The organism is Denitromonas iodatirespirans (assembly GCF_018524365.1).
Classification (GTDB): domain Bacteria; phylum Pseudomonadota; class Gammaproteobacteria; order Burkholderiales; family Rhodocyclaceae; genus Nitrogeniibacter; species Nitrogeniibacter iodatirespirans.
The window spans coordinates 41,371-63,922 of record NZ_JAEKFT010000027.1; the positions used below are offsets into that span (position 1 = coordinate 41,371).

26 protein-coding genes are annotated in these 22,552 nt (G+C 69.2%); 12 read left to right on the forward strand and 14 right to left on the reverse strand.

The window, feature by feature from the left end; genetic code table 11:
- Positions 1 to 86 precede the first annotated feature (86 nt).
- Positions 87 to 2,147 carry an AsmA family protein gene (locus tag I8J34_RS19160; protein WP_214363242.1) on the forward strand — a complete coding sequence of 687 codons (2,061 nt, stop codon included), beginning with the start codon at positions 87 to 89 and terminating at the stop codon, positions 2,145 to 2,147.
- On the opposite strand, the gene I8J34_RS19165 is transcribed toward I8J34_RS19160, so the two are convergent.
- Both I8J34_RS19165 and I8J34_RS19170 read right to left on the reverse strand, forming a co-directional pair.
- The gene (locus I8J34_RS19165; protein ID WP_214363243.1) at positions 2,135 to 3,001 is read right to left on the reverse strand and encodes a dienelactone hydrolase family protein; all 867 of its coding nucleotides are present in this window, start codon (positions 2,999 to 3,001) and stop codon (positions 2,135 to 2,137) included. The genes I8J34_RS19160 and I8J34_RS19165 overlap by 13 nt on opposite strands.
- 76 nt (positions 3,002 to 3,077) lie before the next feature.
- Positions 3,078 to 4,220: a 2-methylaconitate cis-trans isomerase PrpF family protein gene (locus I8J34_RS19170; RefSeq protein WP_214363244.1), complete on the reverse strand. Its 1,143-nt coding sequence runs from the start codon at positions 4,218 to 4,220 to the stop codon at positions 3,078 to 3,080.
- Positions 4,221 to 4,376: 156 nt separating this feature from the next.
- On the opposite strand from I8J34_RS19170, the gene I8J34_RS19175 reads away from it, so the two are divergent.
- Both I8J34_RS19175 and I8J34_RS19180 read left to right on the forward strand, forming a co-directional pair.
- Complete coding sequence (locus I8J34_RS19175; protein WP_214363245.1) at positions 4,377 to 5,012, forward strand: LysE family translocator; 636 nt, start codon at positions 4,377 to 4,379, stop codon at positions 5,010 to 5,012.
- A 63-nt stretch (positions 5,013 to 5,075) separates the two neighbouring features.
- A complete protein-coding gene (locus I8J34_RS19180; RefSeq protein WP_214363246.1) occupies positions 5,076 to 5,783 on the forward strand; it encodes a P-loop NTPase family protein in 708 nt (235 codons plus the stop codon).
- Here the strand turns inward: I8J34_RS19180 and I8J34_RS19185 are convergent.
- Together I8J34_RS19185 and I8J34_RS19190 are read right to left on the reverse strand one after the other, a co-directional pair.
- A complete protein-coding gene (locus I8J34_RS19185; protein WP_214363247.1) occupies positions 5,753 to 6,172 on the reverse strand; it encodes a hypothetical protein in 420 nt (139 codons plus the stop codon). The two genes, I8J34_RS19180 and I8J34_RS19185, sit on opposite strands and share 31 nt — an antisense overlap.
- Complete coding sequence (locus I8J34_RS19190; RefSeq protein WP_214363248.1) at positions 6,169 to 6,447, reverse strand: hypothetical protein; 279 nt, start codon at positions 6,445 to 6,447, stop codon at positions 6,169 to 6,171. The genes I8J34_RS19185 and I8J34_RS19190 overlap by 4 nt, the downstream gene beginning before the upstream one ends.
- Positions 6,448 to 6,604: 157 nt before the next feature.
- Between I8J34_RS19190 and I8J34_RS19195 the strand changes: the two genes are divergently transcribed.
- The gene (locus I8J34_RS19195; protein ID WP_214363249.1) at positions 6,605 to 7,720 is read left to right on the forward strand and encodes an S-(hydroxymethyl)glutathione dehydrogenase/class III alcohol dehydrogenase; all 1,116 of its coding nucleotides are present in this window, start codon (positions 6,605 to 6,607) and stop codon (positions 7,718 to 7,720) included.
- Positions 7,721 to 7,733: 13 nt separating this feature from the next.
- On the forward strand, positions 7,734 to 8,579 hold the full coding sequence (gene fghA / locus I8J34_RS19200; protein ID WP_214363250.1) for an S-formylglutathione hydrolase: 846 nt from the start codon (positions 7,734 to 7,736) through the stop codon (positions 8,577 to 8,579).
- A gap of 3 nt (positions 8,580 to 8,582) precedes the next feature.
- Here fghA and arfB read toward each other — a convergent pair whose 3' ends face one another.
- On the reverse strand, positions 8,583 to 8,990 hold the full coding sequence (gene arfB, locus I8J34_RS19205; protein ID WP_214363251.1) for an alternative ribosome rescue aminoacyl-tRNA hydrolase ArfB: 408 nt from the start codon (positions 8,988 to 8,990) through the stop codon (positions 8,583 to 8,585).
- An 86-nt stretch (positions 8,991 to 9,076) separates the two neighbouring features.
- Here arfB and I8J34_RS19210 point away from each other — a divergent pair, with 86 nt between their 5' ends.
- On the forward strand, positions 9,077 to 9,805 hold the full coding sequence (locus I8J34_RS19210) for a S1 family peptidase (protein WP_214363252.1): 729 nt from the start codon (positions 9,077 to 9,079) through the stop codon (positions 9,803 to 9,805).
- A gap of 17 nt (positions 9,806 to 9,822) precedes the next feature.
- On the opposite strand, the gene I8J34_RS19215 is transcribed toward I8J34_RS19210, so the two are convergent.
- The 4 genes from I8J34_RS19215 to I8J34_RS19230 form a co-directional block, all read right to left on the reverse strand.
- A complete protein-coding gene (locus I8J34_RS19215) occupies positions 9,823 to 10,002 on the reverse strand; it encodes a hypothetical protein (RefSeq protein ID WP_214363253.1) in 180 nt (59 codons plus the stop codon).
- A gap of 106 nt (positions 10,003 to 10,108) precedes the next feature.
- Positions 10,109 to 10,471 carry an RNA-binding regulator gene (gene rbp, locus I8J34_RS19220; RefSeq protein WP_214363254.1) on the reverse strand — a complete coding sequence of 121 codons (363 nt, stop codon included), beginning with the start codon at positions 10,469 to 10,471 and terminating at the stop codon, positions 10,109 to 10,111.
- A 307-nt stretch (positions 10,472 to 10,778) separates the two neighbouring features.
- Positions 10,779 to 10,976, reverse strand: coding sequence for a hypothetical protein (locus I8J34_RS19225; RefSeq protein WP_214363255.1), 198 nt, complete (start codon positions 10,974 to 10,976; stop codon positions 10,779 to 10,781).
- A gap of 11 nt (positions 10,977 to 10,987) precedes the next feature.
- Entirely contained in the window at positions 10,988 to 11,224 is a 237-nt protein-coding gene (locus I8J34_RS19230) for a VF530 family protein (protein WP_214363256.1), read from the reverse strand.
- A gap of 99 nt (positions 11,225 to 11,323) precedes the next feature.
- Between I8J34_RS19230 and I8J34_RS19235 the strand changes: the two genes are divergently transcribed.
- The gene (locus I8J34_RS19235; RefSeq protein WP_214363257.1) at positions 11,324 to 11,665 is read left to right on the forward strand and encodes a zinc ribbon domain-containing protein YjdM; all 342 of its coding nucleotides are present in this window, start codon (positions 11,324 to 11,326) and stop codon (positions 11,663 to 11,665) included.
- A gap of 143 nt (positions 11,666 to 11,808) precedes the next feature.
- On the opposite strand, the gene I8J34_RS19240 is transcribed toward I8J34_RS19235, so the two are convergent.
- Entirely contained in the window at positions 11,809 to 13,428 is a 1,620-nt protein-coding gene (locus tag I8J34_RS19240; protein ID WP_214363258.1) for a GMC family oxidoreductase, read from the reverse strand.
- Positions 13,429 to 13,451: 23 nt separating this feature from the next.
- Positions 13,452 to 14,969, reverse strand: coding sequence for a CoA-acylating methylmalonate-semialdehyde dehydrogenase (locus I8J34_RS19245; protein WP_214363259.1), 1,518 nt, complete (start codon positions 14,967 to 14,969; stop codon positions 13,452 to 13,454).
- A 115-nt stretch (positions 14,970 to 15,084) separates the two neighbouring features.
- Between I8J34_RS19245 and I8J34_RS19250 the strand changes: the two genes are divergently transcribed.
- Complete coding sequence (locus I8J34_RS19250) at positions 15,085 to 15,975, forward strand: LysR family transcriptional regulator (protein ID WP_214363260.1); 891 nt, start codon at positions 15,085 to 15,087, stop codon at positions 15,973 to 15,975.
- A 114-nt stretch (positions 15,976 to 16,089) separates the two neighbouring features.
- Here the strand turns inward: I8J34_RS19250 and I8J34_RS19255 are convergent, their stop codons facing one another.
- Positions 16,090 to 16,323 (reverse strand): hypothetical protein, encoded by a 234-nt coding sequence (locus I8J34_RS19255; protein ID WP_214363261.1) that lies wholly within the window; start codon positions 16,321 to 16,323, stop codon positions 16,090 to 16,092.
- An 81-nt stretch (positions 16,324 to 16,404) separates the two neighbouring features.
- On the opposite strand from I8J34_RS19255, the gene I8J34_RS19260 reads away from it, so the two are divergent.
- The 4 genes from I8J34_RS19260 (at position 16,405) to I8J34_RS19275 (ending at position 21,827) form a co-directional block, all read left to right on the forward strand.
- Complete coding sequence (locus tag I8J34_RS19260) at positions 16,405 to 17,604, forward strand: PgaA family protein (protein WP_214363262.1); 1,200 nt, start codon at positions 16,405 to 16,407, stop codon at positions 17,602 to 17,604.
- On the forward strand, positions 17,601 to 18,731 hold the full coding sequence (locus I8J34_RS19265; RefSeq protein ID WP_214363263.1) for a HupE/UreJ family protein: 1,131 nt from the start codon (positions 17,601 to 17,603) through the stop codon (positions 18,729 to 18,731). Before I8J34_RS19260 ends, I8J34_RS19265 begins: the two co-directional genes overlap by 4 nt.
- Positions 18,732 to 18,841: 110 nt before the next feature.
- Positions 18,842 to 20,185, forward strand: a complete 1,344-nt coding sequence (gene yjjJ, locus I8J34_RS19270; protein WP_214363264.1) for a type II toxin-antitoxin system HipA family toxin YjjJ — start codon at positions 18,842 to 18,844, stop codon at positions 20,183 to 20,185.
- A gap of 280 nt (positions 20,186 to 20,465) precedes the next feature.
- Complete coding sequence (locus tag I8J34_RS19275) at positions 20,466 to 21,827, forward strand: Fic family protein (protein ID WP_214363265.1); 1,362 nt, start codon at positions 20,466 to 20,468, stop codon at positions 21,825 to 21,827.
- A 169-nt stretch (positions 21,828 to 21,996) separates the two neighbouring features.
- Here I8J34_RS19275 and I8J34_RS19280 read toward each other — a convergent pair whose 3' ends face one another.
- Both I8J34_RS19280 and I8J34_RS19285 read right to left on the reverse strand, forming a co-directional pair.
- Positions 21,997 to 22,266, reverse strand: coding sequence for a hypothetical protein (locus I8J34_RS19280; protein ID WP_214363266.1), 270 nt, complete (start codon positions 22,264 to 22,266; stop codon positions 21,997 to 21,999).
- Positions 22,263 to 22,552, reverse strand: a 290-nt coding sequence (locus I8J34_RS19285; RefSeq protein WP_214362383.1) for a transposase, incomplete at its 5' end; no start/stop codon positions are given. The genes I8J34_RS19285 and I8J34_RS19280, both read right to left, overlap by 4 nt.

Sequence of the window (22,552 nt, forward strand, 5' to 3'; positions counted from 1 at the left end):
CGCCCGAGCGTTTTTCGGGCGGGACGCGACGCCGTCATTGCGGCTAAGATGGCGCAGTGTCTTGCTCTCCCGCGCCCGGACCGGTCATGCGCCTGCTGAAAATCGTCGCCCTTGTCGTACTGAGCCTGCTGGTGCTGGCGGCGGGCGCGGTGTGGTATCTGTCGACCAGCTTCGACAGCGACCGCGTCAAATCCGAGCTGAGCCAGGCGGTGGCCGATCGCTACGGCCGCGCGCTGGTCTTCGACGGGCCGCTCACCCTCACGTTTTGGCCGCGGCTGGCGCTCGATGCGAAGCAGGTCACCCTGTCCGCCCGCGACGCGCCGACCGTGCTGGCGGCGCGGGTGGCGCGCGTGCGCGTGCATGTGGGGCTGCTGCCCTTGTTGGCACGGCGTGTCGACGTGCAGGAGATGCGTCTCGAAGGCGTGCAGCTGCACTTCGCCCGCGACATGCTCAAGACGCTCGAAGCGCTGCAGGGCCAGCCGGCCGCGGCGTCGATCAAGGACGCGCCGGTGGCCTTCAATGTGCATCGCGTGAGCGTCACCGATGCCTCGCTCGAACTGGTCGACCCGGTGCAGGGCATGACGCTTCAGCTGTCGCGCGTGACCGCTTTTGTCGGGCCGATCGGCAAGGGGCTGCGCGGCGTGCTCGGTGTCGAAGGCGACGCCGTGGCGCATGGCCTGCTGCCGGCGCAGGGGCGCTTCCGCATGACGGCCGGCTTCGGTATCGATCGCACCGGCCTGCTCAGCCTGAACAACGCCGGGGTGGATTTCGACGGCGAAGCGCTGGGCTATCGCGCCACCACGCTGGCCCTCACCTCGGGGGGCGCGGCGATCGATCGTGCCGGGCGCTGGCAAGGCAAGGCGCTGGCCTTGCGCGTGCATGGGCAGGGGCGGGCCGGCACCAGCACCATCACCGCCGAGGTGCCGGCATGGCGCTGGGAAGACGGCCTGCATCTGGCGCAGGCGGCCGCCACCTTCCAGCGCGACGGCGAGCGCGGCGGTGCGCTGGCGGCGCGGCTGGCCAATCTGCGCCCGCTGCCAGAGGGCTGGCAGGCCGACACCTTGTCGCTGGAAGGCAATCTGCGCCGCGACGGCCGCAGCCATGCGATTTCGCTGCAGGCCGTGCCGCAGTGGCGAAGCCCCGACGACAGCCTGCTGCTCAACGGGCTCGACGCGCAGTTCGGCTGGCCCGGCGCGGGCGATGCGCCGGCACGCCGCCTGCAGATCACCGGCCAGCTGGCGTGGCAGCCCCTGAACGGCCCGCTCGACGCCAGCCTGGCTTTCAACGACGGCGCCCAGCGCCTGGCCGGCAGCGTGCGCATCGCCCCCGATGCGAGCCCCGCCCTGCAATTCGAGCTGCATGCGCCGCGCCTGGCGCTGGATGCCTACCGGGCCGAACTGGCCGGCTTGTGGTCGGCCCGTTCCTTGCCGCCCTTCGCCGGCCGGGTGCGTGCCGACCGTGTCGAGGCGGACGGCTGGGTGCTCGAATCGGTGGTGCTGCCGGTCGCCGGCGAGGGCGCCGCGCTCCGGTTCGGCCCCTTCGACGGCGCCGTCTTCAATGGCCGCGTGAGCGGGCAGCTGGCGCATGACGCCGAGGGGGCCGGTCTGCTCGAGCTCAAGGCCACCGGTGTGGCGCTCGAGCAGTGGCCGCGAGCGGCCGAGGCCAAAGCGATGCTGAGCGGCGGGCTCGATGCCGACCTGCGCTTGCGCTTCGACGCAGATGCCGCCGCGCCCTGGCCGACGGCGCAGGGCCGGATGCGCTTCGTCCTGAACGGCGGGGCCTGGCAGGCCGAGGGCCTGGTGGACGCCTTGCGGGCGCCGGGCGGCCCCTTGGCGCTGGCGTTGGCCGGGGCGGGCGCCGGGCCGGCGTTACCGATTCGCCAGGCGAGTGCCGATGTGACGGTGAGCGATGGCGCGGGGCAGGTCGATGCGCTGTCGATCCGCAGCGACGCGCTGCAGCTGACCGGCACGGGCACGGTCGGCCTGGCCGACGGCGCGCTCGATCTGGCCTTGACCGCCCAGCTGACCGAGAGGCCCGAGGGCATGCGCAAGTCGGCCTTCGCCAAATTGCAGCGTCAGCACCTGCCGCTGCGGCTGAGCGGCACGCTGGCCGCGCCGCAGTGGCAGGCCGGCGATCACACCCCGTAGCGTTTGAACCAGGCCTGCAGGCGCTGCCCGCCGTCTTTGGCCGCCGCTTCGCGGTAGCTTGGCCGGTAGTCGGCATGGAAGGCATGGCCGGCATCTGGGTAGATCACGATCTCGCCCGGCTTGCCGGCGGCCTTGAGCGCGTCGCGCATGGCCTCGGCGTCGGCGGCCGGAATGCCCTGGTCCTCGGCGCCATAGAGGCCCAACACTGGCGCCTTGAGCTCGCCCACCAGGTCGACCGGATGGCGCGGTGTGAGTGCCGAGGGCTGGCCGCGCAGGCGGCCGTACCAGGCCACGCCGGCCTTGAGCTTGGGGTTGTGGGCGGCGTACAGCCACACCACGCGCCCACCCCAGCAAAAGCCGGTGATGCCCAGCCGGGCCGTGTCGCCGCCCTGGTCGGCGGCCCACAGCACGCTCATGTCGAGGTCGGACATCACCTGCTCGTCCGGCACCTTGGACACCAGCTCGGAGAGCAAGGTGGGGATGTTGTCGTACTTGCCCGGATCGCCCTGGCGGAAATACAGCTCGGGGGCGATGGCCAGGTAGCCGAGTTTGGCCAGGCGCCGGCACACGTCGCGGATGTGCTCGTGGACGCCGAAGATCTCCTGCACCACCAGCACCACCGGGAGCTTGTCGCCCGTTGCTGGGGCGGCGTGGTAGATCGGCAATGCGCCGGTGCCGGTGTCGATGGTGGCGTCGCCGGTGCGCAGGCCGGTGTCGTCGGTGTGGATCATGGTTTGGGCACTCACGGGGTGGACGGCCAGCGCGAAACCGGCGGCCGAGGCGGTGACAAGGAAGCCGCGGCGGTCGAGCCGCGGCGCGGGGAGCAGGCTGTCGAAGTCGGGATCGTTGTGCATCGGGCGTCTCCGGGGTGGGGGGAAGGATGCTATTGGGATCTTGCCTCGCCTGTGACCGCCCGGCCCGCTGTCGGGTTCAGCCGGGCAGGCAGGCCCAGCCGTCCATCAGCAGGCGCGCGCTGCGGCGCAGGACGGCCGCTTCCAGCAGCCAGCGGCCCTGGTTGGTGTGCGTGGTGACGCCCACTTCGCTGCGCCCCGAGGGGTGGCCGATGCGCAGCGGCCCGACCGGGTCGCGTTGCAACTGGCGCGACACCAGCGAGCCGGGCACGCCGGCGGCTGCCGCGATGGCGATCGCCGCGGTGCCGGGGATGGCATGGTGGAAGGCGCCCATCGATACCACCCGGGTGAGGAGGTCGAGGTCGCTGGCGGCAAAACGCCGGCCATCGACCGACACGCAATCGGCCGGCGGTGCGACCACCGCCACCTTGGGCGTGTGCTGGCGCTCGGCGGCGGCGACGGCCGTGTCGGCCAGGCCCATGGCCAGCGCGCCCGCGATGCGGATCTGTTCGCAGCGCGCGCGCAGAGGGGTGTCGGCATTGAGCGTGGCCTGCGAGGCGGTGGCATCCAGGCCGAGCGCATGGGCGGAGACGAAGACCATCGGGTTGCCGGCGCTGACCAGCGAGGCGTCGAGCTGCGTGCCGTCGTCGAGCGTCAAGGAATCGACCGCGCGGCCGGTCGGCAGGATGCCGCCGCCCTCGGCGCTGCCGGGGTCGAGAAAGGTGAGCGTGATTGGCGCCGAGGCGAAGGCCACGCCGTCGAGCGCGAACTTGCCGTCCTCCACCGGCCGGCCCTCGTGCACCGGCACCCGCGCATGGATGCGTTTGCCCACGTTGCCTTGCCACAGGCGCACGTTCACCTCGCCGTCGCCGGCCGCCGGCAGCAGGCCGCGCCACAGGGCGAAGGGGCCGACCGCGGCGGTGAGGTTGCCGCAATTGCCCGACCAGTCGATCCGGCCGCTGTCGATCAGCACCTGGCCGAACCAGTAGTCCACATCGCAGTCGGGCTGCTGCGAGGGCGCGACGATCACCACTTTGCTGGTGCTTGAGGTGGCGCCGCCGAGGCCGTCGATCTGCTTGCCGTAGGGGTCGGGGCTGCCGAGCAGGCGGGTGAGCTGGGCGTCGCGCTCGGCGGGCTCGGCCGGCAGGTCGCTGGCGAGCAAGAACACGCCTTTGCTGGTGCCGCCGCGCATCCACGCGGCGGGGATTCGGATCTGGGGCATGGTGGGGGGTACCCGGTCGGTGGCAGCTGCAGAACCACGCCTGACAGTTGCCGACAATTCGTTATAGCGGTGGTGCTTGCGCTTGTCATTGTAGCGGGCTACGGTCTGTGTCTTGTGACGGCCGCCGGCCGTCAATGCGTCGTTGAGGGGGCCTTCATGGCATTCGATACCTGGTTGATGTTCGTCGTGGTGGCCGCGCTGGCCATCCTCAGCCCCGGGCCGGCGATCCTGCTGGCGATTACCAACGGCAGCCGCGGCGGGCTGCGCGCCGTGGCGCTGTCCTCGCTGGGCAATATCCTCGGCGTGGCGGCGGTGGCCGGGGTGTCGGTGTTCGGCCTGGGCGCCTTGCTCCAGACCTCGGCCCTGTTGTTCCTGGTGGTCAAGCTGATCGGCGCCGCCTATCTGGTCTATCTGGGCATCAAGCAGCTCCGCCGGGCGGCGGTCAGCCTCTCGCAGGCGGCCGCGGTGGACGGCCCGGTGCAGCGGCCGGCGGCCGGGTTGTTCCGCGAAGGCGCGCTGGTCGCCCTGACCAACCCCAAGGCGATCGCCTTCTTCACGGCCTTGTTCCCGGTGTTTCTCGATACCGGCCGGCCGCTCGCCCTGCAGTTCGGGCTGATGACCGCGACCTTCATGGCGCTGTCGTTCATGAGCCTGCTGGCCTATGGCGCGCTGGCGCGTTCCGCCGGGCGCTGGCTGGCCGAGCCGCGTCGTCAGCGTGCCTTCAACCGGGTGACCGGCGGCGTCTTCATCGGCCTCGGTGCCAGCCTGCTGTCGCTCGGGCGGGGCACCTGAGCGCCTTGCGATTTTGCTATCGTCTGACCCGGTCTTAGGGCCCACTCTCCACAGGACTTCTTCATGAGCTCACTCAATCTCATCGGCGGCGAAAAAGGCGGGGTCGGCAAGTCCGTGACCGCGCGGGTGCTGGCGCAGTATTTCATCGACAAGGGGCGGCCCTTCGTCGGCTTCGACACCGACCGCTCGCACACCTCCTTCACCCGTTTCTATGCCGACTACGCCGCGCCGGTGATCGTCGACACCTACGAGGGCCTGGACCTGATCGCCACGGTGTTCGACGAGCCGCCGCCCGACGATGGCGAGGCGCCGAGCGTGATCGTCGATCTGGCGGCGCAGACGGCCGCACCGCTGGCGCGCTGGGTGAAGGATTCCGACCTGCTGACCCTGCTCGACGAGATGGGCGTGACGGTCAACTATTGGCACCTGGCCGATGCCGGGGCCGATTCGGTGAGCCTGCTCAACCGGCTGATCGATACCTACGGCGCGGGGCTCAACTACATCGTGGTCAAGAACCTCGGGCGCGGCAGCGATTTCTCGCAGCTCGACAACTCGGCGGCGCTGCAGGGGGCACTGGCGCTGGGCGCGCGGGTGATCTCCCTGCCCGAGCTGCACGAGGCGAGCATGCGCAAGATCGATCGCCAGAGCGCCAGCTTCTGGGCCGCCGTCAATCTGCGCAGCGGCCCCGAGGCGCTCGGCCTGCTCGAGCGCCAGCGGGTCAAGACCTGGTTGCGCGCGATCTACGAGCGCTTCGACGAATTGCCGGTGTAAGGCGCGCGCAGGCGGTGAAAGAGGGGGGGCGCAATCGCCACCCACAGCGGGATCAGCGGCCACAGGCGTCCGTGGGTGATGTCGTAGTTGGCCAAGAGATCGGCCCAGCGGTGCCCGGCCACGTAGTGTCCGAACACGAATTCGAAGGCCAGCGTCAGCGCCAGCCATAGCGCGCCGATGCGCGCCGCCTGGCCGGTCGAGGCCGGTCGCAGGCGCGGCAGCACGCACCAGATGTACACGCCGAACAGCGCGAGGGCGCTCAATGTCGACAGCTGCTGGGCGCGTGCTTCGCCCAGCGGTGCCAGCAGCCAGGCTTCGCGCGCAGTGCCGTTGGCGATGGCGATGACGACCATCGGCAGCCAGGCGAGGCCCGCGCGCATCAGGTTCATTTTGTGTCGGCGAGGGCCCGGGTGAGCAGCTCGGCCATCAGGCCGTTGAGGCCGCCTTGGTGTGCGGCGCCGCGTTCCTGCAATTGCTTGACCAACGCGATCGGCAGCTTGCAGGCGAAGGGCACCACGCCGAGGGCGCGCTCCTGCTGGCGCTGTTCGCGCTTGTCGACCGCCTGGGCGGCGGCACCGAAGCGCGCCGGGCTGGCGGCGGCGTTGCGCTTGTTGTTGATCTTGAGGCCGTGGCTCTTGGCCAGATCGGTGGGTTTCATGGGCATGATGGATCCTTGGTTCCCGACGCCGGCACGGTCGCCGGCGCGGCATTATCGCGCAACGGCGCGGGCGTGGTGAGGCGCGCGCCGAATGGCCGTTCACAAAGCGGTTGGAAATGATTCTCTATACTGTCGACTCATCGTCAGCCCGGAGTGAAATGTCATGACCCTCAAGTCGCGTGCCGCAGTGGCCTTTGCCGCCGGCGAACCCCTGCAGATCGTCGAAGTGGACGTGGCGCCGCCCAAGGCCGGCGAGGTGCTGGTGCGCATCGTCGCCAGCGGTGTCTGTCATACCGATGCCTTCACCCTGTCGGGCGATGATCCGGAAGGCATCTTCCCGGCGATCCTCGGCCATGAGGGCGGTGGCATCGTCGAGGCGGTGGGCGAGGGCGTCACCTCGCTGGCCGTGGGCGATCATGTGATTCCGCTGTACACGGCCGAATGCCGCGAGTGCAAGTTCTGCAAATCGGGCAAGACCAACCTGTGCCAGGCGGTGCGCGCCACTCAGGGCAAGGGCCTGATGCCCGACGGCACCACGCGCTTCTCCTATCAGGGCAAGCCCATTTACCACTACATGGGCACCTCGACCTTCTCCGAATACACCGTGGTGCCGGAGATCTCGCTGGCCAAGATCCCCAAGGAGGCGCCGCTCGAAAAGGTGTGCCTGCTCGGCTGCGGCGTGACCACCGGCATCGGCGCGGTGCTTAACACCGCCAAGGTCGAGGCCGGCGCCACGGTGGCCATCTTCGGCCTGGGCGGCATCGGCCTGGCGGCGATCATCGGCGCCACCATGGCCAAGGCCGGGCGCATCATCGCCATCGACATCAACCCCGCCAAGTTCGAGATCGCCCGCTCGTTGGGCGCCACCGACTGCGTGAACCCGAGCGAGTTCGACAAGCCGATCCAGGAGGTCATCGTCGAGATGACCGACGGCGGGGTGGACTACTCCTTCGAATGCGTCGGCAACGTCAAGCTGATGCGCGCCGCGCTGGAGTGCTGCCACAAGGGCTGGGGCGAGTCGACCATCATCGGCGTGGCCGGCGCGGGGCAGGAGATCTCCACCCGCCCCTTCCAGCTGGTCACCGGCCGCGTGTGGCGCGGCTCGGCCTTCGGCGGCGTGCGCGGGCGCACCGAGCTGCCCGGCTATGTCGACAAGGCGCAGCGCGGCGAGATCCCGCTCGACACCTTCATCACCCACACCATGGGGCTGGACGAGATCAACCATGCCTTCGAGTTGATGCACGAGGGCAAGAGCATCCGCAGCGTCATCCACTTCTAACCGAGAACCCCGCATGTCCCTCGAATGTCTCTCCAGCCAGCGCAGCTTCGGCGGCTGGCACAAACGCTACCGCCATCGCGCCGCCAGCCTCGACTGCGACATGGTGTTCGCGGTCTATCTGCCGCCGCAGGCCGAGGCCGGCCAACGCCTGCCGGTGGTGTACTGGCTGTCGGGCCTGACCTGCACCGACGAGAACTTCATGCAGAAGGCCGGCGCGCAGCGCGTGGCGGCCGAGCTGGGCGTCATCCTGGTGGCGCCGGACACCAGCCCGCGTGGCGAGGGCGTGCCCGGCGACCCCGATGGCGCCTGGGATTTCGGCCATGGTGCCGGCTTCTACGTGAATGCCACCGAAGCGCCGTGGGCGCAGCACTACCGCATGTACGACTATGTGGTGGACGAGCTGCCGGCGCTGATCGAGGCCCATTTCCCGGCCTCCGACCGACGCAGCATCAGCGGCCACTCGATGGGTGGCCATGGCGCCTTGATCTGCGCGCTGAAGAACCCCGGGCGCTACCGCGCGGTGTCAGCCTTCTCGCCGATCTGCCACCCGATGGCCTGCCCATGGGGCGAAAAGGCGCTCTCCCGCTACCTCGGCGAAGACCGCAGCCGCTGGCGCGCCTGGGATGCCACCGAGCTGATCGCCGATGCCGCCGAGCGGTTGCCGATCCTCATCGACCAGGGCGCGGCGGACGGCTTCCTGGCCGAGCAGCTCAAGCCCGAGGCGCTGGAAGTGGCGGCCCGTGCCGCCGGCCATCCGCTCACCCTGCGCCTGCAACCGGACTACGACCACAGCTACTACTTCATCGCCAGCTTCATCGAGTCGCACCTGCGCCATCATGCGCAGGCGCTGGCGGCGTAGCGCTCAGTCGCCGCTGACCCGGCCGCGGCCCGCCTTGATCGCGCCGCGCCGGGCCTTGCTCTCCAGGCGCTTCTTGACCGCGCTGCGGGTCGGGCGGGTGGCGCGGCGGGCCTTGGGTTCGACCGCCACGCTGGCGATCAGGTCTTCGAGCCGGCGCACCGCGTCGGCGCGGTTCTTCTCCAGGCTGCGAAAGGCCTGCGCCTTGATGATCACCACCCCGTCCTTGTTGATGCGCTGATCGCCCAGCGCCAAGAGCCGCGCCTTGATCGGCTCGGGCAGCGAGGAGGCGGCGATGTCGAAGCGCAGATGCACCGCGTTCGACACCTTGTTGACGTTCTGCCCGCCGGCGCCTTGGGCGCGGATGGCGGTGAATTCGATCTCGTCGGGTGACAGGGAAATGGTCGGTCGCATGCGCCGGGCCGGTCGGGAGGAGGTGCTATTGTAGGGGCTCGTGGGGCGCCGTGCCCTGTCCGCTGTTCCCCGAGCCGAGCGCGCCGATGATCGAAACCATTCTCCTCACCACCGCACGCATCCAGACCTTTCAGGGCACGCGTGGCCTGACCAACGCCACGGGCTTCTTCTTCGCCCGCGACGCGCGCCTGTTCCTGGTGACCAGCCGCCATGTGATGTGCGACGAGGCGAGCGGCCATCACCCCGATCGCATCGAGATCGAGCTGCACACCAACCCGGCCAACAACGCCGAATCGACCGGTTTCTCGATGCTGCTCTACCAGGACGGCAAGAGCGTCTGGCGCCAGGGCGAGGACTCGGCCGGCGAGGTGGATGTGGCGGTGCTCGAGATCGACCGCGCCGCCCTGCCGGCCACCACGAGCTACCGCGCCTTCACCCCGCAGCATCTGCTCGGCCAGCTCGACCAGGTCGAGGTCGGCTCATCGCTGCTGGTGGTGGGGTTCCCGCTGGGCTTTCACGACACGCTCAATCACATGCCGGTGGTGCGGCAGGCGATCATCGCCTCGTCCTTCGGCTTGCGCTTCCAGGGCAAGGGCTATTTTCTGACCGATGCGCGCACCCATCGTGGCACCAGCGGCGCGCCGGTGGTGATGCGCGTTGCCGATCCGTCCCCTGAACTGGGCGATCTGCCGTGGATGCTGCTGGGTGTGCATTCGGCCCGGCTCGATGTGGGCGAGCGGGACCTGGAGGTGGACGAGGCGCTGGGGCTCAACTGCGCCTGGTACGCCGATATCCTGATGACGCTGACCGCCTGAGGGCGGCCGTGGCCGGCTCAGTCCTGGGACGGCGGCGGGGCGTCGTGCCCGGTGTCGGGGGCGTCTGAGGCGTTGGTGTCGGGCTGGCTGCTGCCGGCCGACTTGTTGGCCAGCTTGGCCTGACGCTTTTCTTCCTGCTTGCGTTTCTTGGCCAGATCGCGCTGGCGCTTTTCGAATTGATAATTGGGCTTGGCCAAAGGGTCCGTCTCCTTGTGTCGGCGTGCTTGCCGGTGCGTGCTTCAGGCGCCTGGGCGGCGCCGGGGAACGCGCCCGCGGGTCGCGGGCGCTGTCGGGTCGGGGCGCTCAGTAGCGGCCGCCACCCCCACCGCTGCGACCGCCGCCGAAGCCGCCGCCACCACTGCGACCACCGCCGCCGCCGGAACGGCCACCGCCGAAGCCACCGCCACCGCTGCGCGGTGCCTGCGGACGGGCTTCGTTGACGATCAGGCTGCGGCCGCCGGCATCCTTGCCGTTGAGGGCGGCGATGGCGTCCTCGGCTTCTTTGTCGGAGTTCATCTCGACGAAGCCGAAGCCTTTCGAGCGGCCGGAGTCGCGGTCCATGATGACCTTGGCCGAGCCGATGGCGCCGAAGGGGGCAAACATGGATTCGAGGTCGGTGTCGGTTACGGAGTAGGCCAGGTTGCCCACGTAAAGCTTCTTGCTCAAGGGAATTCTCCAGAAGATAGAAAAGGCATGACACTCGGCTTGACCTTGGGAACGATCCCTGGGGTGGAGGGCACGGAGTGGGTCAAGCGGTCGAGGAGCCGCGCGGGGCGGTGTGGCATGCCACGTTCTGTGTTCCGGCCTCGAACGCAAAGCGGTTCTGGCGTCGGTGCTGCACCTCGGTGCGGCTATTGGAGCAGAGCGCCCGGGCTTTGGCAAGGCGGCTGCGCGGGCGAATGCCGCGTCGTTGCGCGGGATCGGGCCGCTCGCGCGCCATGCCCGCTGCAAGTCCGTCTGTCGGGCGCCGCGCCTAGCGATACTTGGCGAACACCGCCTTGGCATCGACGTGGGCGCGGTCGAGCGTGCAGATCGACGGGTCGTCGTCATGGCCGCTGAAGAAATCGTCGGCCTGGGCGCGCATCACCATCTGGATGGCGGCGTCGTCCTCGACATCGTATTTCTCGACGATCAGCGTGGTCACTTCGTCCAGGTGTTCTTCGTAGGTCATGCGGAGGGCTCTTATCGGTCCGGGGAGATGTCGCGCAGCATGTCGAGGTACAGCGCCTCGACCTGTTCGCGGGCCCACGGCGTGCGCCGCAGGAACTTCAGGCTCGAGGCGATGCTCGGCTCGTGGGTGAAGCAGCGGATGCGCACCGCCTGGCCGAGCTGGTCCCAGCCGTAGTAGGCCTCCAGCTCGACGAGGATGCGCTCGAGGGTGATGCCGTGGAGCGGATTGTTGGCCTGTGTGCCTGCCATCGGTCCTTACGCTTCAAGAATAGGGCGGGTGTCGCTTGCCCGATGCCGGCCCAGCGCTTACCCTGACGCCCCGATTCTACCTTCAAGCCGGAAGCCACCATGAGCGATCTGCCGCCGTGCCCGCAATGTGCGAGCGAACACACCTACCCCGACCGCGAGTTCCTGGTCTGTCCCGAATGCGGCCATGAGTGGTCGCCGGGCGATGCCGCCAGTGCCGAGAGCGCAGGCGAGGGCGAGATCCGCGACGCCAACGGCACGGTGCTGGCCGATGGCGACTCGGTGGTGCTGATCAAGGACCTGAAGGTCAAGGGTTCGTCCACCACGCTCAAGGTCGGCACCAAGATCAAGAAGATCCGCCTGGTCGGCGGCGATCACGAAGTCGATTGCAAGACCGACGCCGGCAGCTTCATGCTCAAGGCCTGTTTCCTGAAGAAGGTCTGAGGCTGACATGCTCGATATCGAACAGCCCTGGTTCCTGCCGCAGCTGTGCCTGCTGATGGGCGGCACGTTGGTGCTCGCCGCCGCGGCAACGGCCTGGGGCGCCTGGCCGGTCAGGCCGTAGCGCCCGCGGCCGGTGCCGGGCCTCAAGCGCGCAGTCGGTCCTCGCGGATCATCTGCGCGCCATGGGTGGCGATCATCAGCGTCGGTGCGCTGGTGTTGCCCGAGGTGATGGTCGGCATGATCGACGCATCCACCACCCGCAGCCCGGCCAGGCCGCGCACCCGCAGGCGGCTGTCGGTGACGGCCGAGGCGTCGTCGGCCCGCCCCATCTTGCAGGTGCCCACCGGGTGGAAGATGGTGGTGCCGATGTTGCCGGCGGCAAAGGCCAGCTTTTCGTCGGTGTCGTAGCTCGGGCCGGGCAGCTGCTCGACCGGCTTGAACGGCGCCAGCGCCGGCTGGGCGACGATATGCCGGGTCAGGCGGATGGCGGCGGCGGCCTTGCGGCGGTCGGCCTCGTGGCTGAGATAGCAGGGCGCGATCTTCGGCGCGCTGGCCGGGTCGCGGTCGCGGATGCTGACATGCCCGCGCGACTGCGGACGCAGGTCGCACACGCTGGCGGTAAAGGCCGGAAAGGTGTGCAGCGGGTCGCCGAATTTGTCGAGCGACAGCGGCTGCACATGGTATTCGAGGTCCGGCGTCGGCACCGACGGATCCGAATGCGCGAACGCCCCGAGCTGGCTCGGCGCCATGGTCAGCGGGCCGCGGCGGAAGAGCGCGTATTCGAGCCCCATCATGGCCTTGCCCCACAGGCTGTTGGCCTGCTGGTTGAGCGTCTTGATGCCTTCGACACGGTAGATGCTGCGCAGCTGCAGGTGGTCTTGCAGATTGTTGCCCACGCCCGGCAGCGCATGCGCCACCGGGATGCCGAGCGATTGGAGCAGGGCCGGGTCGCCGATGCCCGAGCGCTGCAGGATGGCCGGCGAACCGATCGAGCCGGCGGCCAGCACCGTCTCGATGCGGCTGCGTGCCACGCAGTCCTCGCCATTGACCCGGAAATGCAGGCCGGTGACGCGGGTGCCGTCGAGCACCACGCGGTCGCTCATCGCGGCGGTGACGATGCGCAGGTTGGGGCGCTTGCGGACCGGGTCGAGAAAGCCGCGCACCGCGCTCCAGCGGGTGCCACGCCGCTGGTTGACCTCGAAGGGGCTGACGCCGCCGTTGTGGCCGCGGTTGAAGTCCGCCGTGGCCGGCACGCCGGCCTGGGTGGCGGCTTCGGCGAAGCGGTCGAGGATGTCCCAGCGCAGGCGCTGCTGCTCCACGCGCCATTCGCCGCCCGCGCCGTGCGCCTCCGAGGCGCCATGCCAGTGGTCTTCCACGCCCTTGAACAGCGGCAGCACGCGGTCCCACGCCCAGTTGGCGTCGCCGGTCAGCTGCGCCCACTCGTCGTAGTCGCGCGACTGGCCGCGCAGGTAGAGCATGGCGTTGATCAGCGTGCTGCCGCCCAGGCCCTTGCCGCGCGCATAGATGATGCTGCGCCCGTTGAGGCCCGGCTCGGGCTCGGTCTTGTAGCACCAGTCGGTGCGCGGGTTGTTGATGCAGTAGAGGTAGCCGACCGGGATCTTGGTCCAGATCCATCTCTCGTCGTTGCCCGCTTCGAGCAGCAGCACGCGCACCTCGGGGTCGGCCGACAGGCGGTTGGCCAGCACGCAGCCGGCCGCACCGGCGCCGGCAATGATGTAGTCGAATTCACCGAAATCTTTCATGGGGCGTCCTTGTTCGTGGCGTGTCAGGCATTCACCGGCATGACGAACTCCGGCCCCTTTGAGCCGCTGTCCGGCCAGCGCTGCATGACGCTCTTGTAGCGGGTGTAGAAGCGCACGCCTTCTTCGCCGTAGGCATGGTGATCGCCGAACAGGCTCTGCTTCCAGCCGCCGAAGGAGTGCCAGGCCATCGGCACCGGAATCGGCACATTGATGCCCACCATGCCGACGCGGATGGCGTTGGCGAAGGCCTGCGCGCTGCGCCCGTCGCGGGTGTAGCAGGCCACGCCGTTGGCGAAGGGGTGGGCGTTGATCAGGTCCACCGCCTCGGCGAAGGTGCCGACCCGCACCACGCACAGCACCGGGCCGAAGATCTCCTCGTCGTAGATTTTCATGCCGGGTGTCACATGGTCGAACAGCGTGGCGCCGAGGAAGAAGCCTTCTTCGCGGCCGGCCACCACATGGCCGCGCCCGTCCATCACCAGCGTGGCGCCGGCCTCGACGCCGGCCGCGATATAGCCCTCGATGCGCGTCTTGGCCTCGGCGGTGACCACCGGGCCCATGTCGGCGCCCGGCGCCTCGCCGTCGGCAATGCTCAGCTTCGCGGCGCGGCTGCGCACCTTGTCCACCAGCGCGTCGGCAATCGGGCCGACCGCCACCGCCACCGAAATGGCCATGCAGCGCTCGCCGGCCGAGCCGTAGGCGGCGCCGATGAGCGCGTCGGCGGCCTGGTCGAGATCGGCGTCGGGCATCACCACCATGTGGTTCTTGGCGCCGCCCAGCGCCTGCGCGCGCTTGCCGTGCTTGGCGGCGGTCTCGTAGATGTGGCGGGCGATCAGCGTCGAACCGACAAAGCTCACCGCCTGCACCTCCGGGTGCGCCAGCAGGCCCTCGACCGCCTCACGGTCGCCCTGCAGCACGTTGAACACGCCGTCGGGCAGGCCGGCTTCGCGGAACAGCTCGGCGGTCAGCAGCGAGGGCGAGGGGTCGCGCTCCGAAGGCTTGAGGATGAAGCTGTTGCCGCAGGCGATGGCCATCGGCGCCATCCACATCGGCACCATGAAGGGGAAGTTGAAAGGCGTGATGCCGGCCGTCACGCCCAGCGGATGGCGCTGCGCCCAGTTGGCGATGCCGCCGCCCACGTTGTCCGAATACTGCCCCTTGAGCAGCTGCGGGATGCCGCAGGCAAACTCGATCACCTCCAGCCCGCGCTGCACCTCGCCCTGCGCGTCCGGAAAGGTCTTGCCGTGCTCACGGGTAATCAGGCGCGCCAGATCGTCGGTGTGCTGCTCGACCAGCGCCTTCATGCGGAACAGCACGCGGGCGCGCTTTTGTGGGGCCTGCGCGCCCCAGTCCGCCTGGGCGCGGGCGGCACTGGCCACGGCGGCGTCGACATCCGCCGCGCTGGCCAGGCCGACGCGGCGGGCGACGCGGCCGAGCGCCGGGTCGAACACCTCGGCGCTGCGGTCGCCGGTGGCGGCAACGGCGCGGCCGTCGATCCAGTGGGTGAGGGTGTCGGGGGCGGTGGTGTAAGTCAGACTCATATCCGGCGAAGGCTCCATGAACGAAGTGGCATCATGGGCTTCATTAAAATCGCCATTGCGCGGCAGATCCAATGATTTATCCTTGGGCTGGATATTTAGACTGCTTATATCGGATATGGATTACGTCAGCCTGCGAGCCTTCGTCACCGTCGCCCGCGAGGGCAATCTCACCCGCGCCGCCCAACGGCTGTTCGTCACCCAACCGGCGCTCAGCCTGCAGCTCAAAAAGCTGCAGGCGGGGCTGGAGCTGACCCTGTTCGAACGCACCCCGCGCGGCATGCGCCTCACCGAAGCCGGCCAGCGCCTGCTGCCGGCGGCCGAGCGGGCGCTGGCGGCCGGGGCCGAGTTCAGCGCCGCGGCGGCCGGTTTGAAGGACACCGTGGTCGGCCGCCTGCGCCTGGGCACCATCGTCGATCCGGAATTCCTGCGTCTGGGCACCTTCCTCGGTGCGCTGGCCGAGCGGCATCCGGCGCTGTCCTTCGAGCTGAGCCACGGCATGTCGGGCACGGTGGCGCGGCGGGTCGAGGCCGGCGAGCTGGACGTGGCCTACACCCTCGGCGCGCCCGGCTTCCCCGAGCTGGCCGGCCGGTTTCATGTGGTGGGGCTCACCGAGTTCAGCTACCGCGTGGTGGCGCCGCCGGGCTGGGCGGGGCAGGTGCGCGGCAAGGGCTGGCGCGCGCTGGCCGCGCTGCCGTGGATCGAAACCCCGCCCGAGTCGGTGCACCACCGCCTGCTGGCGCGCATCTTCGCCGCCGAAGGGGTGCGCCCGCATGTGGTGGCGCGAGTGGACCTGGAGCCCTCCATGCTCGACCTGGTGCGCTCGGGCGTGGCGCTGGCGCTGGCCCGCGACAGCCTCGCGCTGCGCGCCGCGCATGCCGAAGGCGTGGCGATGGCCGACGCGGTGTCGGTGCCGGCCGAGCTCGGCTTCCTGTGCCGGCGCGACCGGCGCACGGAAGCGCCGATCCAGGCGGCGATGGATGTGATCGAGCAGGTGTGGCGGGGGTAGGGGTTATCGCCCCGGTAGCGCGGGTTTCAACCCGCCAGCGTCGGCGCAAGAGCCCCGCGCACCCAAGAAAAAGGCGAACCCATCGGGTCCGCCCTCGCTGGCAGGCAAGACAGGTTACTTCTTGTCATCCATCTTCTTATCGTCCATTTTCTTGTCGGCCATTTCCTCGAGTTTCTTGCACTCGGCCTTCATCTTGTCATCGGCCTTCATCGGATCCATTTTCTTGCAGGCCTCCATCTTCTCGGCCTTTTCCTCGTCCGACATCGCGCCCCCGTGAGACATCGCGCCGGCGCCGAGGGAAACCGTTGCGAGCAAGGTGGCAGCCACTACGGATAGCAATCTGTTCATGTTCGCGTCCTCAATGTTGTGGGAAGATCCAACGGCAACGTTGGAGAGTTTCACTGTAGTTCACCGGGGGATGCCCGACAAATGACCGTCATTGCGCGCCTCGCGCGCCATGTTGCATTGGCGGTGGCGCTCGGTCCGGTGGCGGGGGTGCAGGCCGTGCCCTTTACGCCGGCCCATGACGACGTCGTGATCGAGCGGCTGCCCTTTCGCGCCGGAGACGCCGAGGCGCGCGAGCTGGCCAGCCTGCGCGCCGCGCTGGCACGCGCGCCGGATGACCGGCAGGCGGCCGCCGAACTGGCGCGCCAATACTTCGACACCGCATTGGCCAAGGGCGACCCGCGCTACGTGGGCTATGCCGAGGCGGTGGTCGGCCGCTTTGCCGAGCCACTGCCGGCCGACCTGCTGCTGGTGCGCGGCATGCTGCGCCAATACCGCCATGACTTCGACGCCGCGCTCGACGACTTCGCCGCCGCACTCGCGCGCGACCCCGATCTGGCCGGCGCCCATGCCTGGCGCGCCGCCATCCACCTGGTGCGGGCCGACTACGCACGTGCCGCCGACGAATGCGAGGCGCTGGCGCGGCTCGGCCGCCGCGTGCTGGCCGGCGGCTGCACCGGGCTCACGCTCGCCTACACCGGCCATCTCGACCAAGCCGAGGCCACGCTCACGCAGGCCCTGGCCGCGGCGAACGCCCCCGGCAATCGCCAGTGGCTGCTGACCCGCCTCGGCGAAGTCGCCGCCTGGCGCGGCCGGCCGACCGAGGCCGAGCGCCACTACCGCGAGGCCCTGGCGATTGGGCAGGACGACACCTACCTGCTCGCCGCCTGGGCCGACTTCCTGCTCGACCAGGGCCGGCCGGCCGAGGTGGTCGATGCGTTGCAGGACTGGGTCGCCGCCGACGTGCTGCTGTTGCGCCTGGTCGAGGCCGAAACCCGGCTCGACCGGCCGGCGGCCGCGTCCCACCGGCAGGCGCTCGCCGACCGCTACGCCGCCGCCCGGCTGCGCGGCGACGCCACCCACCGCGCCGAAGAGGCGCGCTTTGCCCTGCGTATCGAAGGCGACGCTGCCACGGCGCTCACGCTCGCCGCCGACAACTACCGCGTCCAGCGCGAACCGCGCGACGCCCGCATCCTGCTCGAAGCGGCAGTGGCCGCAGGCGACCCCGACGCCGCCCGCCCGGCGCTCGACTGGCTCGCCACCAGCGGTTTCGAAGATGCGCACCTGCGCGATCTGGCGCAACAGCTTGGCCAGCCCTCGGGAGGGAAGGACGGCACCCGATGACGCGGCGCCTCATCTTCCTCCTCGCGCTGCTCGTCCTGCCGCTGTCCGCCTGGGCGCACAAGGCCAGCGACAGCTATCTGGTGGTCAGCGCCGAGGGCGCCGCGATCACCGCCCAGTGGGACATCGCGCTGCGCGACATCGACTTCGCCCTCGGCCTCGATGGTGATGGCAACGGCGAGATCACCTGGGGCGAACTGCGCACGCGCCGCGCCGCTGTCGAGGCCTGGGCGCTGAGCCGGCTCGAACTGGCGCGGGGCGGCCCGTGCGCCCTGCAGCCAGCCGGCCTGCAGGTCGACACCCACAGCGACGGCGGCTACGCCGTGCTGCAACTGGCCGGCACCTGCCCGCAGGCCGAGGGCGCGCTGGGCCTGCGCTACCGCCTGCTCTTCGACCTCGACGGCCTGCACCGCGGCCTGCTGCGCCTCACCGTCGACGGCACCGCCCACAGCGCCGTGCTCGGCCCGGACAGCGGCACGCAACACTTCGGCGCCGACACGCCCTCGCGCCTGGCGCAGTTTGGCCAATACCTCGTCGAAGGCATCTGGCACATCTGGATCGGCTTCGACCACATCCTCTTCCTGCTCGCGCTGCTGCTGCCCGCCGTGCTGGTGCGCAGCGGCGGCCGCTGGCAGGGCGTGGCGCGGCTGCGCGACGCGCTGCACGAGGTGCTGTGGGTGGTCACCGCCTTCACGGTGGCGCACTCCATCACCCTGTCGGTCGCCGTGCTCGGCTGGATCTCGCTGCCCTCGCGCCTGGTCGAATCGGCCATTGCCGCATCGGTGGTGCTCGCCGCCGCCAACAACCTGTGGCCGCTGGTCGAGCGCCGCCGCTGGATGGTCGCCTTCGGCTTCGGGCTGATCCACGGCTTCGGCTTCGCCAGCGTGCTGGCCGAACTCGGCCTCGCCCCGGGCGCCTTGCTGCTGTCGCTGTTCGCCTTCAACGTCGGCGTCGAAGTCGGCCAACTCGCCATCGTCGCCGCCTTCATCCCGGCGGCCTACGCCCTGCGCAACACCCGCTTTTACCGGCAGGGCGTGTTCGTCTTGGGGACGGCGCTCACGCTGCTCATTGCGCTGGTGTGGCTGGTGGAGCGGGTATTCGATCTGCAGCTGATGAGCGGGGTCGGGTAGGCGGGCATGGCCGCGTCGGCGCCTGCGCCGGGCGGAAATTTCATCGGCGGCCGCGTCGTTCGTTCTGCTAGTATCGATTCAACGATCTATTCACGAATCGATTCATCCCCATGCCCGACCACGCCGAATCCCTCCGCCGCCACCTCTCGGCCGGTGCGCGCACCGCGCGCCAACTGGCCGATCGGCTGGGCGTCAGCCAGCCCACGGTGTCGCGCGCCATCGCCGCGCTGGGCGACGACATCGTGCGCATCGGCGCTGCGCGATCCATTCAATACGCCTTGCGCGACACCACGCGCGGCCTGCCCGACATGCCGGTGTACCGTGTCGACACCCAAGGGCGGCTGCGCAAGCTCGGCATGCTGATCCCGGTGCGGCCGGACGGCTTCGTCATGCGCCAGGAAGACGGCGTGACGCTGCACAGCGAAGGCCTGCCCTGGTGGCTGTTCGACATGCGGCCGCAAGGCTACCTCGGGCGCGCCTACGTGGCCCGCCACAGCCAGGCCCTCGGTCTGCCCGACCGGCTCGCCGACTGGAGCGACACCCACGCCCTGCATGCGCTGCTGGCGCACGGGCACGACGTGGTCGGCAACCTGCTGCTGGGCGACACCGCCCGGCAGCATTTCCTCGCCGCGCCCGAGGGCGTGCCGCTCACGCAGCCCGGCAGGGGCGCGGCATATGCCGAGCTGGCGCAGGCCGCCGCTCGCGGCGAGGCGCCGGGCTCGTCCGCCGGCGGCGAGCAGCCCAAGTTCACCGCCCTGGCCGCCACTCCCGACGGCCCGCGGCATGTGATCGTCAAGTTCAGCGAAGCCGAAGCCAGCCCGGTCACCGAGCGCTGGCGCGACCTGCTGCTGGCCGAACACCTTGCCCTCGACACCCTGCGCCGCGCCGGCCTCCCGGCCGCCACCTCGCGCATCGTCGACCATGCCGGGCAGCGCTTCCTCGAAGTCGAACGCTTCGACCGCGTCGGCCCTCTCGGCCGGCGCTCGCTGCACTCGCTCGCCGCGCTCGACGCCGAATTCGTCGGCACCGGCGCCGGCATCTGGCCCACCGCCGTGCGCCCGCTGGCCAGCGCCGGGCAGATCACCCCCGAGGCCGCGGATACCGCCGGCCTGCTGTGGGCCTTCGGCACCCTCATCGGCAACACCGACATGCACCACGGCAACCTCTCCTTCATCGCCGACCACGGCCGCCCGTACGGCATCGCCCCCGCCTACGACATGACCCCCATGGCCTTCGCCCCCCATCGCAGCGGCGCCCTGCCCGACACCCTGCCGGCGGCGACCATCCACGCCAGCGTCAGCGCCGAGCACTGGCGCCGCGCCGAAGCGCTGGCGCGGGCGTTTTTGGGGCAGGTTGGGGGAGAGCAAGGATTCAGCCCGCGGTTTCGGGCGTGTGTCGATGCCCTGGCGGGGCATGTGGATGCGGCGGGGGAGAAGATCGGGCGGTTGGGGTGAGGTGGGCGGGTGTTTGGCTTCGGGGGCGCGCGAACAAAGGCGCGTGCCATGCCGATACCGTAGGGCGGGATTCATCCCGCCAGCGGTGGTTGATTGGCCGCGGCTGCCGCTCGCCGCTGCTGCCCAAGATGGGGTAAGGCCAACGAGCGCGGGTTGGCACCAGACCGTGCGATGGCGCAGTTCACCCTGAACTGCGCCACATCTTTGGCCAAAACTGGCGCGGTTCAATAAACTGCGCCACAATCGCGCCACGACCCCCTCGAACGGCGCCAACGTTCCCATGTCTTCGACCAACGACCTGCTCAACAGCATCCGCGCCTCAGCGAACGGATTGACGCTGGCCGAACTCTTGGCCGGGCATCCTGACATTGCCCGGCGAACGGCACAGCGCCACATCGCGAAACTGATCGATAGCGGCCGGATTACCGCACGGGGTGAAGGCCGGGCCCGTCGATATTTTGATGTCAGCCCCCAGACCGGCGCGGATGCGCCGGCTGACGGCGCCGATGGTTTCCCCCGCCATATCCCCCTGTCGGCCGATAGCGTCGATGTCCTGGCCTACATCGACCAGCCGCCCGAAGCGCGCACACCGGTGGGCTACCAGCCTGATTTTCTGGAGGCCTACCGCCCCAATGAAACCTGGTATCTGTCGGCGTCGCTGCGCCGCCAGTTGCACAAGATGGGCAGAACCGCCGACGTCGACAAGCCGGCAGGCACCTACAGTCGTGCGATTCTCAACCGGCTGCTGGTCGACCTGTCATGGGCGTCAAGCCACCTCGAAGGCAACACCTACTCCCGGCTCGACACGCGCGCACTCATCGAGCACGGCAAGGCCGCGCGCGGCAAGGCCGCGATCGAGACGCAGATGATCCTCAACCACAAAACAGCCATCGAGCTGTTGGTTGAAAACATCGAAGCCACCGAGCTCAATCGATACACCTTGATGAACCTGCACAGCGCGCTGGCGGAAAACCTGCTGCCCAACCCGGCCGACGAAGGGCGAATCCGCCAGCACGCCGTTGATATCGGAAAGAGCGTCTACCGCCCGCTCTCCACGCCGCAGCAGATCGAGCATGCGCTGGATGCGCTGCTGGGCAAGGTCACGCAGATTCGCGACCCGTTCGAGCAGTCCTTCTTCATGATGGTGCACCTGCCCTACCTGCAGCCCTTTGCCGACATCAACAAGCGCACCTCGCGCCTGGCCGCCAACCTGCCCCTGTTCCGCGCCAACCTGTGCCCGCTCACCTTTCTGGACGTGCCCGAGCAGGCCTACAGCCGCGCCACACTGGGTGTGTACGAGATGACCCGCGTCGAGCTGCTGCGCGACCTGTACGTCTGGGCCTACGAACGCTCGACGCAGGAATATCTCGCCATCAAGCAAGACCTCGCAGAACCCGACCCCCTCCGCCTGCTCTGGCGCGACCTGATCAAACAAACCATCCACGAGGTCATCACGCACCCGACGGCGGACCCGCTCGGCTGCATTCAACGAATCACGGGAGAGCGCGTTCCCGAGCAACAGCAACCCGACGTGCAAGCCCTCATCGTCGAAGAACTCCGTCGGCTGCATGAGGGTGTGCTGGCTCGCTATGGTTTGCGGCCGTCAGAGTATTTGGCGTGGAAGGTGGTGCAGGGGCGTTGACGGGGGGGAATCGCACCGGGGGGGCTTGGGCGGCGGCCGGACAGCCAGCAACTGAGCTGCAGCTTGACGGGTGATGAGCCACTTTTGCGCCTGTATATAGCAGGGCACTCGTATCATCAACAGTGTCTCTGGTAGGAAACAGCCTTTGAGTGTGGTGCTGGTCTTGCCATCACGCGACCGCCTTGTTCGACGGCGTAACCTGCTTTTCGGTTCCGATTGATGCAACCCACGCATCGGCCATCGCAGAGGCCTCGACCTCTTGCCCAGACAGTAGCAGCGCGGTGGCTGCAGCAAGAACACCAGCAGCATCCTCCCGCTCTTGGATCTCGGGCACACGAACCGCTCCTAGGTCGGCGGGCTCGAATTTCAGCGGGAGTGTCAGAATTTCTGTGTGTGAGGCGCTCTGAATCGCTTCCTGAGTTGGAAACGCGGTTTTCATTTTAGGCGATGATCCGTGAAGCGGTCCTCGTAGAGGATCGCGAATTGGTTCATCGCCGCCTTCCAGTCCTTGGCCGCCCGCCCCCAGTCGGCCGTGATGTTGCGCAGGGCCAGCCAGATGAGCTTGGTGGCCGCCTCATCGCTCGGAAAGTGCCCGCGTGTCTTGATGATCTTGCGCAGCCGGGCGTTGATGCTCTCGATCGCGTTGGTGGTGTAGATCACACGGCGGATCGGTGAGGGAAAGGCGAAGAACGGAATCACCCGATCCCACGCTCGGCGCCAGGCAG